This is a genomic window from Pseudodesulfovibrio sp. lm2024, assembly GCF_051175575.1.
Taxonomy (GTDB): Bacteria; Desulfobacterota; Desulfovibrionia; order Desulfovibrionales; family Desulfovibrionaceae; genus Pseudodesulfovibrio; species Pseudodesulfovibrio caledoniensis.
The window spans coordinates 1,472,681-1,487,131 of the sequence record NZ_CP195092.1; the positions used below are offsets into that span (position 1 = coordinate 1,472,681).

Here is a 14,451-nt window from a genome sequence, read left to right on the forward strand (position 1 = left end):
TGCCCCGGCCCTGTCAGCGTCGTTGCTAGTGGGCCTCGGATTCGACCACCGCGGCGTAGGCCTCGGCGTCCAGCAGCCCTTCGGGGGCGCCCTTGATCTTGAACTTGAGCAGCCAACCCGCGCCGTACGGCTCTTCGTTGACCTTTTCCGGGGCGTCCTCCAGTTCCTCATTGACCTCGATGACCTCGCCGGTCACCGGGGCGTATATTTCGCTGGCCGCCTTGACGGACTCGACGGAACCCATCTCCGCGCCCGCCTCGAAGGTGTCGCCCACCTCGGGCAGCTCCACGAAGGTCAGGTCGCCCAGCTGCTCCTGGGCGAAGTGGGTGATGCCCACGGTGGCGACGTCGCCTTCGACCATGACCCATTCGTGGGTTCTCGCATACAACAGATCTTCGGGAATCATATCTCTCTCCTTGATTCGAAAAGGGTACTTCCAAGTGTGTGATCGCCAGACTATTAGCATGGGATTTTTTTGTTGGAAACAGTAAAAATAATGACACTTTCAAAGTTTTCGGCCCGATTTGCCGACGAACGTGCGAATCCGCCAAAAAGCTGACGAACGACTCTCGGCGCGGAAAAAATAGCTTCGTGTTTTCGGGAGATTGAATGAGAAGGTGTATCCCATATAGTCATACTTGTTTTATGGGGGTGATGCAAAAAGTATTACGATGGTGGTTGACCATGGCACGGAGCAGGGGTAACCTGACCGATGCGTATGAGCGTTGCACCGTCCAAATCCGGCCTGTCCAAGCCCTTTGCCGCACCCGATCCCGGCTCCCGCGTGGAGGTCGAGGTCGAGGGGCGCGTCTGGCTGCTCGACCGCGCCGCCGACATGGAGGCGTTGTGGGACGCCATGGACGACAGCGACCTGGACGAGGACGAGCGGCTGCCGTACTGGGCCGAGGTCTGGCCCGCCAGCGTGCTGCTCGGGCGGCATATCCTGCGCAATGCCGACCGGCTCAGGGGCAAAAACTGCCTGGACATCGGCTGCGGGCTCGGCCTGACCGGCATGATCGCGGCGTCCGTGGGCGCGAACGTGGCCGCCTTCGACTACGAGTGGCCCGCCGTGCGTTTCGCCCGGCACAACGCCGCGCTGAACAACGTCTCCCAACCCCTGTGGCTGCTCATGGACTGGCGCGATCCCGCCGTCCGTCCGGGCGCGTTCGACTTCATCTGGGGCGGGGACGTGCTCTACGAAAAGCGTTTTTTCGATCCCCTGATCCGGCTCTTCCGCCACGCGCTCGCCCCGAACGGGCGCATTTGGATCGGCGAGCCCGTGCGCACCGTGTCCCGGCCTGTCTGGGAGCGGCTCGCGGACGAGGGGTTCGAGACAAGGAAATTGACCGTGGAAAAGGTCGCCCTGTGCGGCCAGAACGCCACGGTAAACCTGTGGGAAATCACCATCCCCTGATATTGGAGGACACTATGGGCAAGACCATCCGATTCGGCGTGTCTCTGGATTCCGACCTGTTGGAGAAGTTCGACCAGCACTGCGAGGAGCGCAGCTACCAGACCCGGTCCGAGGCCATTCGCGACCTCATCCGCAACACCCTGGTCCAGCGCGAGTGGGAGCAGGCCGAGGGCGACCTGGCCGGGACCCTGACCCTGGTCTACGACCACCACAAGTCCGGGCTGTCCCAGCGGCTGACCGAGATCCAGCACGATTCCCATGAGGTCATCCAGTCCTCGCTGCACGTGCATCTCGACCACTTCAACTGCCTGGAAGTGATCATCCTCAAGGGCGACGCCGAGGTCATCAAGGAACTCGGCCAGAAGCTCATCTCCACCAAAGGCGTCAAGCACGGCAACCTCGCCTTGACAACCACCGGCAAAGACTTGATTTAAGGGGCCTCCGGCGGCCGGGGGAAGGGGAGGGGAAACCCTTTGAAAAGGGCTTTCCCCTCCCCTTCCCCCGGACCCCCATCCCCTCCCTTTCCTAAACTTTTTGTGCCGCTTCGCGGGGCAGGGGGGCGAGGGTGCGTCGCTTGCGCACGGGGGGACGGAGAAAGGAAGGGATATATTTATGGAAGACGTTCAGAAGAGCCAGGCGTCCATCGCCATGCCCATCGACCGGGTGGGCGTCAAGGGGCTGCGGTTGCCCATCATCGTCCGCGACCGCGAGTCCGGGGTCCAGCACACCGTGGCCCAGGTGTCCATGTCCGTGGACCTGCCCGCCGAGTTCAAGGGCACGCACATGAGCCGTTTCGTGGAGGCCCTGGAACACTGGGAGGGGACCCTCGACTACGACTCCTTCCTGACCCTGCTCGACGACATCGTGGAGCGGCTCCAGGCCCGCAGCGCCCACCTGCGTTTCGTGTTTCCCTATTTCCTGCGCCGCAAATCGCCGGTCTCCAGGGCGGGCGGCATGATGGACTACACCTGCCGGGTGGACGGCTACCTCAAGGACGGCAAGCTGACCTTCACCCTGGGCGCGGACGTGCCGGTCATGACCGTCTGCCCGTGCTCCAAGGCCATTTCGGACGAGGGCGCGCACTCTCAGCGGGCCGAGGTCCGCATCCTGACCCGGTTCGACGGCTTCCTCTGGCTCGAGGACCTCATCGAGATCGGCGAGCGCGCCGGGTCCTGTCAGGTCTACTCCCTGCTCAAGCGCGAGGACGAGAAATACGTCACCGAGACCGCCTTCGCCAACCCGACCTTTGTCGAGGACGTGGTCCGCGAAGCCGCCAAGGGACTGGACGAGCACCCCAAGGTCACCTGGTACAAGGTCGAGGTGGAATCCTTCGAGTCCATTCATAATCACTCGGCGTTCGCGGTCATCGAGAGCGACGGGTAGCCGCTTCCGGCCCGGTTTGCATCTCGCGCCCGGACCGGCTATACTGGTACCCGGCTGCTTCCCCAACCCTGAGAGGGGGTAGATCACCCATGTCCGACGCCAACATCTCGGCCCTGTCCGCACTGTCCACGGTGCAGGACGTGACGGCCAACAACATCGCCAACATGAACACCGACGGCTTCAAGGCCTCGGCGGTGTCGCTTGAGTCCGGCCCGGGCGACCAGGGTGTGGAGGTGGCCTCCATCACCGAGTCCACCACGCCCGGCTCCATGGTGGGCGGCGTGGAGACCTCCAATACCGACCTGGGCCGCGAGATGGTCGACATGATCACCACCAGCCGCGCCTTCGAGGCCAACACCACCTTCATCCGCGCGGATGAAGAGATGACCGGCCACCTGCTCAACATGATCGCCTGACAACGCCTCCGTCCCTGAATCCGCCCGGCGGCATCCCGCCTTGACATCTCCTCGATCCATGTCATACGGTCTATCATGGCCCGTCTGCGCGCGTTCCCTTTTCGGGGAGCGGCCGGTACGGGCCATACTTGCGACAGACGAGGATACCACATGAACAAGACCGTAAAGACCGATTTCGACGTCATCATCGTGGGCGGCGGCCCGGCCGGGCTGTTCGCCGCGTACTACCTGGGCGAGCACTCCGACCTGAACGTGCTGCTCATCGACAAGGGCAAGCGCTCGCTCAAGCGCAACTGTCCCCTTTCCGGGGACCAGGAGTGCGTCAAGTGCCGCCCGTGCAACATCCTGTGCGGCGTGGGCGGGGCCGGGCTGTTTTCCGACGGCAAGCTCAACTACATCCACAAGCTCGGCAAGACCGACCTGACCCAGTTCGTGGGCACGTCCGAGGCCATCAAGCTCATCGACGAGACCGAGGCCATCTTCAATAAGTTCGGCATGGACGGCAAAGTCTTCCCGACCGACATGGAAGAGGCCAAGCAGATCCGCAAGGCCGCGCGCAAGCACGGCATCGACCTGCTGGTCATCAAGCAGAAGCACCTGGGCAGCGACAACCTGCCCGGCCATATCGCGGGCATGGCCGACCATATCCGCGACAAGGGCGTGATCTTCCACACCTCCGAGAACGTCACCGACGTGGTCGTCAAGAACGGCAAGGTCGCGGGCGTGGTCACCAACCGCCAGGAGTATACGGCCAAGAACGTCATCCTCGCCCCGGGCCGCGTGGGCGCGGAATGGGTCGCCAACGAGGTGCGCAAGCACGGCATCCAGGTTTCCCAGCGCGGCATCGAGGTCGGCGTGCGCGTGGAGGTCCACAACGAGATCATGCAGGATCTCTGCTCGGTCATCTACGACCCGACCTTCTTCGTGCGCACCAACAAGTACGACGACCAGACCCGCACCTTCTGCACCAATTACGGCGGCTACGTGGCGCTCGAAAACTACCAGGACTTCGTCTGCGTCAACGGCCACGCGCTCATGAACAAGAAGTCCGCCAACACCAACTTCGCCTTTCTGTCCAAGGTGGTCCTGACCGATCCGGTGGAGGACAACCAAGCCTACGGCGAATCCATCGGCCGACTGGCTACGCTCATCGGCGGAGGCAAGCCCATTCTCCAGCGGTTCGGCGACTTGCGCCGGGGCCGCCGGTCCACCTGGGACCGCATCGGCAACGGCTACATCGAGCCGACCCTCAAAAACGTGGTCCCCGGCGACATCGCCATGTGCCTGCCCGAACGCATCCTGACCAACCTCATGGACGGCCTGGAACAGCTCAACAACGTGGTCCCGGGCGTGTCCAACGACGAGACCCTGCTCTACGCCCCGGAGATCAAGTTCTTCGCCACCCAGGTGGACACCCGCAAGCACCTGGAAACCAGCGTGGACGGCCTGTTCGTGGCCGGAGACGGACCCGGCGTGGCCGGCAACATCGTCGGCGCGGCGGCCACCGCCCTCATCCCGGCCAAGGAAATCATCCGCCGCTCGTAGGCGGCGGTGTGCCTACACAAAAAAGGGGCCCGGCTGATGCCGGGCCCCTTTTTTGTGTGCCTCCGGCGGCAGGGGGAAGGGGAGAAGGGACCCCCTCGATACATGGCCGACGGCCGGTCGGGGACGGTCGAGAACCTGTCCGCGCAACGGCCGGGCAGGGGGGCGATTTTCCTAAATTTCTTTGTGTGAAGGAGTTATAGTCGTTGACATGCCGTCAGTAAATTGACAGAGAAGATGTATAGTAAAGATATGGCTGCGGGGCAGGGGGTCCTGTCGGCTGCGTATCCATATGAATTCGGAGGGGGGAAATGTCGCTCAACCTGGACGGCATCATCGGGAACAGTCCGGCCCTGGCCAAGGTGTTCAAGGTCCTGGGCAAGGTCGCGCCCACGGACAGCACGGTGTTGGTCACGGGCGAGTCCGGGACCGGCAAGGAGTTGCTGGTCCGGGCGCTGCACCACAACAGCGAGCGCCGCGATATGCCGTTTGTGCCCATCAACTGCGGAGCGATCCCCAGGGAGCTGCTCGAATCCGAGCTGTTCGGGCACGAGAAGGGCGCGTTCACCCACGCCATCCGCTCCCGGCCGGGTCGATTCGAACTGGCCGATGGCGGGACCATCTTCCTGGACGAGATCGGGGAGATGGACCTGTCGCTGCAGGTCAAGATCCTGCGCGCCCTGCAGGAGAAGGAGATTGAGCGGGTGGGCGGCACCTCCATTAAGAAGGTGGACGTGCGCGTGGTGGCCGCCACCAACCGGGACCTGGAGGACGAGGTGGCCTCGGGCCGGTTCCGCGAGGACCTCTTCTACCGCCTCAACGTCATCCCCCTGAAGCTGCCGCCCCTGCGCGAGCGCGGCATGGACATCCTGCTGCTGGCCGAGCACTTCCTGAACCGGCACTGCGGCAGCAAGGCCCGCAAGCAGCTGACCCTGTCCGAAAAAGCGCGGGAGATGCTCCTGACCTACTCCTGGCCCGGCAATGTGCGCGAGCTGGAGAACTTCATGGAGCGGCTGACCATCCTGTGCGACGAGTGCGAGGTCCAGCCCGAGGACCTGCCGGACAAGATCTTCGAAGACATCGGCGAGAAGCCGCTCAGAAGGGAAGAGAAGGTCGTGCCCCTACGCCCGGCCGGATTCGCCTGGCCGTCGCTCAAGGACATGCGGGACAAGGACCTCAAGCTCAAGGACTTCCTGGAGGCCATCGAGGGCCGCCTGTTGGCCGAGGCCCTGGAGCAGGCCGACGGGGTCAAGAACAAGGCCGCCGAGCTGGTCGGGATAAAGAGGACCACCCTCATCGAGAAGTTGAAAAAAAGGGATTTGCTGTAACCCGCGGGGGAGTGCAAGAGTTGCCCGTTTCACGGGTAGCACGACAATTGCATAACCGCTTGCCGTGACTGTGAAATATGTCAAAAGTATAGCCTGGCCCCTGGCGGCCGCCCTTGTCTTGGGACTGATCCTGGTCGATCCCGCCCAAGCCCTGCGGGTGGGCTTTTCCTCTCAGAGCGGTTCCGAGAGGATGACTTTTACTTTTGATTCCGACACGTTGCCGCAGTCTCCCGTGGCCCGGACCGGCAAACGGACCCTGAAGGTCCTGCTGCCCATGGGCATCTGGAACCGGGAAGCCCGGCCCGACGCCAGGGATTTCCCCGGCAGCCTCGTCAAATCCATCGCCACCACGGACAACGGGGTGGAAATAACCACCTCCACCGACGCCTTCGGCTACATCCGGGTGCCCGCCCAGGGCAAATCCGAATTCGTGCTGCAGGTCTACGCCGATCCCATCGGCGCGCGCTGGCGGTCGCCCGACGCGCCTCCGGCACCGGCCAGGACTGCCGCAGCGTCCGCCTCGACCATCGCCGTCAAGGCTCCCGCCGCAGCCGCTCCTGCGGCCACGGCTCCTGAAGCCGCTCCCGAGTCCAAGGCGCCCACGGCCGCCGATGTGGCCCGCAATCTTTCCGCCGTCCGGCCCGACCAGCCCGGACCCAAGGGTGAGTCCGACCTGCCGCCCGAAGCCCCGGCCGGTGACCGCAAACCGTTTTTCGCCGTGCCCTATTCGGTGCGTGACGAGGTCCAGGCCCCCGAAGACCTGACGCCCGGCGCGAAAGCGCCCGCCGCACCGGCCCCAGGCGCACAGACGATCGCCGCCCCGGCCCAGGCCGAGGCCGTGACCGGCGACTATCCGCCCGCCAGCGAACTGCGCTTCAAGGCGGTGAACAAGTCCGCCGAGGATGTGAAGTTCGCCGAATTGGCCGGTGAAGCCGGGGGGAGCGCCCCGGTGGTCGCGCCGCAGGACGCCCAGGCCGAGCCCGTGAGCGAACCGGCCATGCGGCAGGCGGTCGCGCCTCCGCCGCGGCCTGCCGCGCAGCCCGAACCGCAGCCGGTTCCCGAGTCTCCGGCCCCCGAGCCTCCGGCATCCGAATCCACGGCTCCCGGCGAGATGGTCGGCGGCGTGACCCCGCCTACGGGCGAGGTGTCCGGGCAGGGCCAGGTCAGCGGGACGGTGGCCCCGCCTCCGCCGCCGGTGTCCGGCATAGGCAAGGCGGGAGGCGCGGTGTCGCCGCCTCCGGCCCCGGTTCCGACAGAGCCCCTGGCCGAGGCTCCGGCCGAGACGCCGCCCGCGCCCGAGATGGCCCGTGAGGCCGCTCCGGCCCCTGAACCGACCGCCGAGCCGCAGACCGCCGAGGCCCCGCCGTCCGACCCCGCGCAGCCCGCCGGGGACCAGCAAGCCGCCGAACAGGGCGGCGAGCCCGGAGCGGAAGGGCAGGCGCAGAAGGAGAAGACCCCCGAGGAGAAGGAAAAGGATCGGCTGCAGGCCATCAGCGACCAACTCTACGAGGCTCAATCCATGATGTTCAACGGTGAGCTGGACGACGCCCTGCCCATCTACGAGGACCTGCTCAAGCAGCCCAAGCTGCCGGACGAGGTGCGCGAGGAGACCCTGTACGCCATTGCCGACATCAAGCGGCAGCTCAACGCGGGCGATCTGTCGAACAAGTTCGACGAGGTGGCCCAGGCGTATATCCAGGCCATGAACGCGAACCTGCGCTCCAGCCGGGTGCCGCGAGCCCTGCTCAACCTCGGCCTGCTCAACCTCCAGGTGGGCAACTTCCCCGAGGCCCGCGCCTATTTCAAGATCCTTCAGGACAAGTACCCGGACGACGACAACATCCCGTCCATCAGCTACTATTGGGGCGAGTACTGGTACCGCAAGGGCGACTACAAGAAGGCCGCCGACCAGTTCCAGTACCTCATCCAGACCTACCCCGAGCATCAGCTGGCCAAGCAGGCCGCCTATTACCTGGCCGACTCCCTGAACCGGTTGGGATACCTGGATCAGGCGTTCCAGATCGTGGACTACATCGACAAGCGCTGGCCCGACTACTACATGGAGAACATGGAGTTCCTGCGGCTGGCGGGTGGCGTGGAGATGCAGCTCAAGAAGTGGGACCAGGCCAAGAACCACTTTTTCACCTACTACAACCTCAACCCCGAGTCCGACGGCGCGGACGTGGTCCTGGCCCGCATCGGCGACATCTACCTGCGCAAGAACGAGAAGGATGCGGCCAAGCAGATCTACGAGAAGGCGGTCAAGAATTTCCCGGACAAGGAAGGCGGGCTCATCAGCAAGATGCGTCTGGCCGAGGAGGGCATCTACGACGATCCGGCCATGAACGAGATGGTCGACGTCTTCAACCGCCCGTACAACCTCAATCCCAAGCGGGTCTACACCGAGATCGTCAGCCAGCACCCGGAGAGCCCGTTGGCGCCCATCGCCCAGCTCAAGCTGGCCATGTGGTACGCCTTCAACAAGAAGTATCCCGAGGCGCTGACGGCGGCCCAGGATCTCATAGAGAAATATCCGGACAGCCCGCTGGTGGACAAGGCGCGCACCCTGGGCGACTCGGTCTTTGTCCGGGCCGTGCCCGGCATGCTCGCCGAACAGCGCTACGGCCGCATCGTCCGCTACTGGGAGACCTACGACTTCATCGGCAAGAAGGACTCCAAGGTCGACGACAACACCCGGCTTGCCATCGCCACCAGCTACTGGAAGATCGGCCAGCCGGACAAAGCCCTGGACCTGCTCAAGCCGTACCTGACCGCGAAGCAGATACCCGGCGTCTCGGACCAGGCGTTGGGGCTGGCCGTGAACATTTACCTGGACCAGCTGGCCTGGCAGGACATCAACGACCTGGTCGACATGGCCTCCAGGAACTGGAAGCTCAAGCCTGAGCAGAAGCGCCAGATGGATTACGCCCGGGCCATGGCCCTGCAGAACATGGGCGACGGCAAGCGGGCCGTGACCCTGTGGGCCGATCTGGCCAAGGACACCACCGTGGATCCGGCCTTCCGGGCCTACGCCATGTACTACATGGCCAAGGACGCCATGGAGCGACAGGACCTGCGCCGTGTCTTCGTCTACGCTCAGGAGGCGTTGTCCCTGCTGCTGCAGACCGACGGCGACCCCGAGAAGATCAAAGACGCCGTGCTCATGTCCATCTACGCCACCGAGCGGTCCGGGCGCTACGAGGAGGCCCTCAAATGGGCCAAGGAGTACGACAAGTACATCTCCCCGGACAATCCCGAGTGGGCCTCCACCCGGTTCAAGTTGGCCCGCATCTACCGCAAGGCCGGGGCCATGGACGAATGGAAGCAGCTGCTCCAGGACATCATCGACAAGAAGCCCGATTCCCTCCAGGCGCAGCTGGCCAAGTCCGCCCTGGAGACCTACGAGCTCGAGCAGAAGGCCAACGAGTACGCCCCCAATCCGGGCTAGGCCGCATCTCCCGGGCGTTGCCGCCCGTCATTCCTGTCAGGTTTTTTTCTCTTTCGCGGTTTCGGTTGCGCGCCATTCTGTGCTAAGCAGGAGGCGCAGGGTGGTAAAACAGCTGTTTGTCGAGGTGGAGACATGGACAGAAATCCCATAGTTGCCGGACGGTTTTATGATGAGCAGCCCGAGCGGCTGCACGCCATGGTGGACGGGTTCCTCCGCCGGGCCGAGGGCAGGCAGGAGGAACAGACCCTGCTGGCCATGGTGCCCCACGCCGGGTACGTTTTTTCCGGAGGGGTCTGCGGCAAGACCATGGGGACGGCCAGCCTCGCGCCCACCGTACTTCTACTCGGGCCCAACCACACCGGGCGGGGCGAGCGGATCGCCCTGTGGCCCGATGGGGCGTGGCACATCCCGGGCGGCTCCCTGCCCGTGAATGCCGGGCTGGCCGAGGCGCTGCTCGAAGCCGACCCAGCCATCAAGGCGGACATCTCGGCCCACACGGGCGAGCACTCCCTCGAGGTGATCCTGCCGTTCCTGCACCGGCTCAACCCGGAGACGACCATTGTGCCCGTCTGCATCTCCGCGCCCACCCTGGAGACCCTGGAGCGGGTGGGAAAGGCCATGGGGCGGGCGCTCAAGGATTTCGGCGCACCCGTGTCCATCGTGGTCAGCTCGGACATGAGCCACTACATCACCAACGAGGAAGCACGCAAGAAGGACGGCATGGCGCTCGAGCCGATTATGACCCTCGACCCGGACGCGCTCTACGGCATCGTGCGCTCGCGGCACATTTCCATGTGCGGGGTGCTGCCCATGACCGCCGGGCTGTTCGCGGCCAAGACCGTGGGCGCGACCCACGCCGAACTGGTGGATTACGCCACCTCGGGCGAGGTCTCCGGCGACTTCGAGCAGGTGGTGGGCTACGCGGGCGTGCTGGTCAGTTAGGCGTCGCCTGCCGTCGTTGGGGGCGATGCAAAGAAAAAAGGCCATCCGATCGGATGGCCTTTTTTCGTGGCCCGACAGCCTGCCGGGGATCAGATGTGTCAGGAGCCCCGGTTGAAGCCGACGCAGACCTCGCCGTCCACGACAACGACCGGGATGCGCCGTTGCCCGTCCGAGAGCCTGAGCATCTCCTTGAGGTTCTCCTCCGAAGCCAGGATATCCACGAAACGCGCCTCCGGGTGCGCGGCCAGGGCCCGCTTGGTGTGCGGGCAGGTGGATTTGCCGTAGATCACGATCTCGCTCATGGTTCGCTCCCGTTCTCGGTTGAGGATACCACCCGGTCCGCCACTGACACAACCCCTGAGCGGGGACATCGGTTTCGGGGCGATCCGCAGCAACCCGGGAAGCGGTGTGCCGGAACCTGCCGAGGGCGGAATAGCTACCGGGGCGCATCTCGGCGGCGGCTAGGTGTAATCAACGTCGTAAAGCAGTTTTCCGCACTTCCGGCACTGGTACTTGTAGACTGCCGGGTTGCCGCCTTCCACATAGTTGTCGAGGAGTTTTTGCCAATCCTCTTGCGACATCATGCGTTCGAAAAGGAACTGCTTGAGATCGTCTCCGCCGTAGGCCCGGAGTTCATGCTTGGGCGCATCGCCGTGGAATACGCAGGCATCCCCGCAATGGGCAAGCCATCGTTCCTCCTGCCAGGAGTGATACCTCGGAGTCCTTTCGCTCACTTCCTTGACAATGGCTGGGTCAACCCCTTCGCTTATTAACGGATCCGGGTTGATAAATTCTCCTTTGAATTTGAAGGCGGCAGAGCCGTCGGCTATGCACCAAGGGCAGAATTCATCTGCATCGGATTCGGAGTAGAAACCGGCCCTGTACATGAATTGGCTTTCCTTGCCGCAGCACTGGCAGATCCCCGTCTCCCTGACTATTGCTCCAGTGGATATGGGGTCGGTGTGGTACTTGAAGTAGGGGAAGCCGTCTCTTTTGAATATTTTCTTCAACATATCAAAAAACATCAGTACGTCCTTTGCCTGTGTCTCTTGCGGGTGCGCGTTTGTATCCGTTGCGATAAAGGATACCCAACCCGATTGACAAGACCTTTAGCGGCGAGAACGCCTTGGGATGGCGGCATAAAAAAAACGCCCTGTCCGGCTGATGCCGGGCAGGGCGTTTCATTAACGTTGTCGGATGGGCCTAGCGGCGGTCGCGGCCACGGCCGCCCCGGTTGTCGCGGCGTCCGCCACGGTCGCCACGGTCCCCACGGTCACCCCGGTCGCCGCCGCGCGGAGCGGGGCGCTTGAAGTCGTCCAGGTTGACTTCCTGGCCGGCCTCTTCCATGAGCCACGCCTTGCGGGACAGGCGGATGCGTCCGCCGGGCTCGAGCGAGATGCACTTGACCCAGACTTCCTGGCCGAGCTGGACCACGTCTTCCACGCGCTCCACACGCTCGAAGTCGAGCTGGGACACGTGCAGCATGCCTTCCAGGCCGGGCAGGATTTCGACCAGCGCGCCGACCTCGAGGATCTTGCGCACCACGCCCTTGTAGTTCTTGCCGGGCTCGGGCTTCTGGTCGTAGTAGAGGACCATTTCCTTGGCCTTTTCCATGGACGCCAGGGTCGGGGCGAAGATGGAGATCTTGCCGGAATCCTCGATGTCGATGTCGGCTTCGGTCTCGGCGGTGATGGCCTTGATATTCTTGCCGCCGGGTCCGATGACCGAGCGAATCTTCTCGGGGTCGATGTAGACCACGGCCATCTGCGGGGCCAGGTCGGACAGTTCGGGGCGCGGCTTTTCCAGCACCTCGGCCATGTGGTCGAGGATGTGGGTGCGGGCTTCCTTGGCCTGGTACAGGGCCTTCTTGAGGACGTCCTGCGGGATGCCGGCGATCTTGATGTCCATCTGGATGGCGGTGATGCCGTCACGGGTGCCCGCGACCTTGAAGTCCATGTCGCCCAGCGCGTCCTCGTCGCCGAGGATGTCGGTCAGCACGAAGTAGTCGTCGCCTTCCTTGCACAGACCCATGGCGATACCGGCCACCGGATCGGAGATGGGCACGCCCGCGTCCATCAGGGACAGGGTGGCGCCGCACACGGAAGCCATGGACGAGGAGCCGTTGGACTCCATGATCTCGGAGACCACGCGGATGGTGAACGGGAATTCCTCGGGGCTGGGCAGCACCGGGGAGATGGCCCGTTCGGCCAGGGCTCCGTGGCCCACTTCGCGGCGGGAGGTGCCGCGCAGCATGCGGGCTTCACCGACGCAGTAGGGCGGGAAGTTGTAGTGCAGCATGAACCGCTTGGTGGCGTCGCCGAGCAGGGAGTCGTAACGCTGCTCGTCGCGGGTGGAACCGAGCGTGGCGACGGCCAGGGAGCAGGTCTCGCCGCGGCGGAACAGGACCGAGCCGTGGGTCTGCTGGAGCAGGCCGACCTCGATGGACAGCGGGCGCACCGTGGTGGTGTCGCGGCCGTCGATGCGCAGCCCTTCTTTGACGATGCGTTCGCGCACGATCTTCTTGGTCATGTCGCCGACGATGTCGCCCACGGCGGCCAGCTTGGCCTCGTCGTCCGGGAACTTCTCGGCCACGGCCTCCTTGGCCTTCTGCTTGGCCGCGTCCTTGGCGGCGTAGCGGACCATCTTCTCGGGGGTGGTCAGGGCCTTTTCCAGGTCGGCGGTGAGGATCTCGCCGAGGTACTGGGCCACTTCCTCGTCGCGCTCGGGAGCGGTCACCTCAAGCTTGGGCACGCCGACCCTCTCGCGCAGCTCGTCCTGGATGTCGAAGAGCGGGCGGACCTGCTCGTGACCCCAGGCCAGGGCGTCGGCCACCAGGTCTTCGGAAACGAAGTCGCCGCCGCCTTCAACCATGACCATGGCCTCGCGGGTGGCCGCGAAGACGAGGTTCAGGGAGGAGCGCTCCTCGATGCCCCGGTAGGAGGGGTAGAGGACGAACTCGCCGTCCACGTAGCCCACGCGGGCGCCCACGATGGGGCCGAGGAAAGGCATCTTGGAGATGTGGCAGGCGGCGGAAGCGCCGGTCAGGGCCAGGACGTCCGGGTTGACGCGCTTGTCGGCGGACAGGACGGTGGCGATGATCTGGACTTCGTCGGCGAAGCCCTTGGCGAACAGCGGCCGGATGGGGCGGTCGATGAGCCGGGAGACCAGGGTCTCATGCTCGGAGGGACGGCCCTCGCGGCGGAAATAGTTGCCCGGCACGCGGCCTGCGGCATAGGCCATTTCCTGGTAGTTGCAGGTCAGCGGAAAGAAGCCGCGGTCGATTTCCAGGGGCTGGGTCACGGCGGTGACCAGAACGGTGGTGTCACCGGAGGAAATGGTCACGGCGCCGGATGCCTGGCGTGCGAACTTTCCGGTTTCAATGGAGATGTCGATGCCGCCGACGGTCGCGGTGACCTTGGTGGCATCGAAAGGAATCATCGTCATAGAGATTCTCCTGCCTTTTTATAAGGCAATAAAGGTGAATCACTTTCTGCGATAATCCCTGTGGTGGATTAGCCGGCTTGGGGAGGGGCTTTTGGGTCGATGGGAGACTTGAAAAGTGTCCCAAAAACGCCTTCCGCAGCCAACTAAACTGGGCGTGGGGATTTCGGACCGTCCGATAGAAGACGGCTCCGACGCAGAAAGTGACGTACGTAACGGGGGAGGTTTGACCCTCCCCCGAACATCAATTCTTCAAAGAACTACTTGCGCAGACCAAGGCGGCTGATGAGCTCGCGGTAGCGCGTGATGTCCTTGTTTTGCAGATACTTGAGAAGTTTCCTGCGCTGTCCGACCAGTTTCAGCAGGCCGGTGCGGGAGTGGTGATCCTTCTTGTGGGTCTTGAAGTGGTCGGCCAGGTAGGTGATGCGCGCGGTCAGCAGCGCGACCTGGACCTCCGGGGACCCGGTGTCGCCTTCGCAGGTCTTGTACTCGTCAATAATCTTCTGTTTTTCTTCAGCAGTCATCACCACAGCGATA

General features: G+C 64.0%; 13 protein-coding genes. 8 read left to right on the forward strand and 5 right to left on the reverse strand.

The genetic code is table 11. The features are described from left to right. Positions 1–25: 25 nt before the first annotated feature. Complete coding sequence (gene gcvH / locus ACR42D_RS06785) at positions 26–406, reverse strand: glycine cleavage system protein GcvH (RefSeq protein WP_484566078.1); 381 nt, start codon at positions 404–406, stop codon at positions 26–28. Between the two features lie 312 nt (positions 407–718). Between gcvH and ACR42D_RS06790 the strand changes: the two genes are divergently transcribed. From ACR42D_RS06790 to amrB, 8 genes are all read left to right on the forward strand, one after another. Next, complete coding sequence (locus tag ACR42D_RS06790; RefSeq protein ID WP_484568446.1) at positions 719–1,414, forward strand: class I SAM-dependent methyltransferase; 696 nt, start codon at positions 719–721, stop codon at positions 1,412–1,414. A 14-nt stretch (positions 1,415–1,428) separates the two neighbouring features. Further along, the gene (nikR, locus tag ACR42D_RS06795) at positions 1,429–1,848 is read left to right on the forward strand and encodes a nickel-responsive transcriptional regulator NikR (RefSeq protein WP_319583866.1); all 420 of its coding nucleotides are present in this window, start codon (positions 1,429–1,431) and stop codon (positions 1,846–1,848) included. Positions 1,849–2,026: 178 nt separating this feature from the next. Further along, a complete protein-coding gene (gene folE2 / locus ACR42D_RS06800; protein ID WP_484566079.1) occupies positions 2,027–2,797 on the forward strand; it encodes a GTP cyclohydrolase FolE2 in 771 nt (256 codons plus the stop codon). Between the two features lie 89 nt (positions 2,798–2,886). After that, positions 2,887–3,213, forward strand: a complete 327-nt coding sequence (locus tag ACR42D_RS06805; protein WP_484566080.1) for a flagellar basal body rod protein FlgC — start codon at positions 2,887–2,889, stop codon at positions 3,211–3,213. A gap of 150 nt (positions 3,214–3,363) precedes the next feature. After that, entirely contained in the window at positions 3,364–4,758 is a 1,395-nt protein-coding gene (locus ACR42D_RS06810; RefSeq protein ID WP_484566081.1) for an NAD(P)/FAD-dependent oxidoreductase, read from the forward strand. 308 nt (positions 4,759–5,066) lie between these two features. Beyond that, entirely contained in the window at positions 5,067–6,083 is a 1,017-nt protein-coding gene (locus ACR42D_RS06815) for a sigma-54 interaction domain-containing protein (RefSeq protein ID WP_484566082.1), read from the forward strand. A gap of 64 nt (positions 6,084–6,147) precedes the next feature. After that, positions 6,148–9,531, forward strand: a complete 3,384-nt coding sequence (locus ACR42D_RS06820) for a tetratricopeptide repeat protein (RefSeq protein WP_484566083.1) — start codon at positions 6,148–6,150, stop codon at positions 9,529–9,531. 132 nt (positions 9,532–9,663) lie between these two features. Further along, positions 9,664–10,473 carry an AmmeMemoRadiSam system protein B gene (gene amrB, locus ACR42D_RS06825; protein ID WP_484566084.1) on the forward strand — a complete coding sequence of 270 codons (810 nt, stop codon included), beginning with the start codon at positions 9,664–9,666 and terminating at the stop codon, positions 10,471–10,473. A 98-nt stretch (positions 10,474–10,571) separates the two neighbouring features. Here amrB and uxx1 read toward each other — a convergent pair whose 3' ends face one another. From uxx1 to rpsO, 4 genes are all read right to left on the reverse strand, one after another. Then, positions 10,572–10,775: a UXX-star selenoprotein family 1 gene (gene uxx1 / locus ACR42D_RS06830; RefSeq protein WP_484566085.1), complete on the reverse strand. Its 204-nt coding sequence runs from the start codon at positions 10,773–10,775 to the stop codon at positions 10,572–10,574. 159 nt (positions 10,776–10,934) lie between these two features. Further along, positions 10,935–11,498 carry a CbrC family protein gene (locus tag ACR42D_RS06835; protein WP_484566086.1) on the reverse strand — a complete coding sequence of 188 codons (564 nt, stop codon included), beginning with the start codon at positions 11,496–11,498 and terminating at the stop codon, positions 10,935–10,937. A gap of 178 nt (positions 11,499–11,676) precedes the next feature. Beyond that, positions 11,677–13,917: a polyribonucleotide nucleotidyltransferase gene (pnp, locus tag ACR42D_RS06840; RefSeq protein ID WP_484566087.1), complete on the reverse strand. Its 2,241-nt coding sequence runs from the start codon at positions 13,915–13,917 to the stop codon at positions 11,677–11,679. A 257-nt stretch (positions 13,918–14,174) separates the two neighbouring features. Then, a complete protein-coding gene (gene rpsO, locus ACR42D_RS06845; protein WP_319583875.1) occupies positions 14,175–14,444 on the reverse strand; it encodes a 30S ribosomal protein S15 in 270 nt (89 codons plus the stop codon). Positions 14,445–14,451 lie beyond the last annotated feature (7 nt).

Bases quoted from the DNA above. Each gene is read 5' to 3' on its own strand.
- ACR42D_RS06815 (WP_484566082.1), top strand. From the start codon at position 5,067: ATGTCGCTCAACCTGGACGGCATCATCGGGAACAGTCCGGCCCTGGCC.
- folE2 (WP_484566079.1), top strand. From the start codon at position 2,027: ATGGAAGACGTTCAGAAGAGCCAGGCGTCCATCGCCATGCCCATCGAC.
- ACR42D_RS06810 (WP_484566081.1), top strand. From the start codon at position 3,364: ATGAACAAGACCGTAAAGACCGATTTCGACGTCATCATCGTGGGCGGC.
- ACR42D_RS06790 (WP_484568446.1), top strand. From the start codon at position 719: ATGAGCGTTGCACCGTCCAAATCCGGCCTGTCCAAGCCCTTTGCCGCA.
- nikR (WP_319583866.1), top strand. From the start codon at position 1,429: ATGGGCAAGACCATCCGATTCGGCGTGTCTCTGGATTCCGACCTGTTG.
- ACR42D_RS06835 (WP_484566086.1), bottom strand. From the start codon at position 11,498: ATGTTTTTTGATATGTTGAAGAAAATATTCAAAAGAGACGGCTTCCCC.
- uxx1 (WP_484566085.1), bottom strand. From the start codon at position 10,775: ATGAGCGAGATCGTGATCTACGGCAAATCCACCTGCCCGCACACCAAG.
- pnp (WP_484566087.1), bottom strand. From the start codon at position 13,917: ATGACGATGATTCCTTTCGATGCCACCAAGGTCACCGCGACCGTCGGC.
- ACR42D_RS06805 (WP_484566080.1), top strand. From the start codon at position 2,887: ATGTCCGACGCCAACATCTCGGCCCTGTCCGCACTGTCCACGGTGCAG.
- gcvH (WP_484566078.1), bottom strand. From the start codon at position 406: ATGATTCCCGAAGATCTGTTGTATGCGAGAACCCACGAATGGGTCATG.
- amrB (WP_484566084.1), top strand. From the start codon at position 9,664: ATGGACAGAAATCCCATAGTTGCCGGACGGTTTTATGATGAGCAGCCC.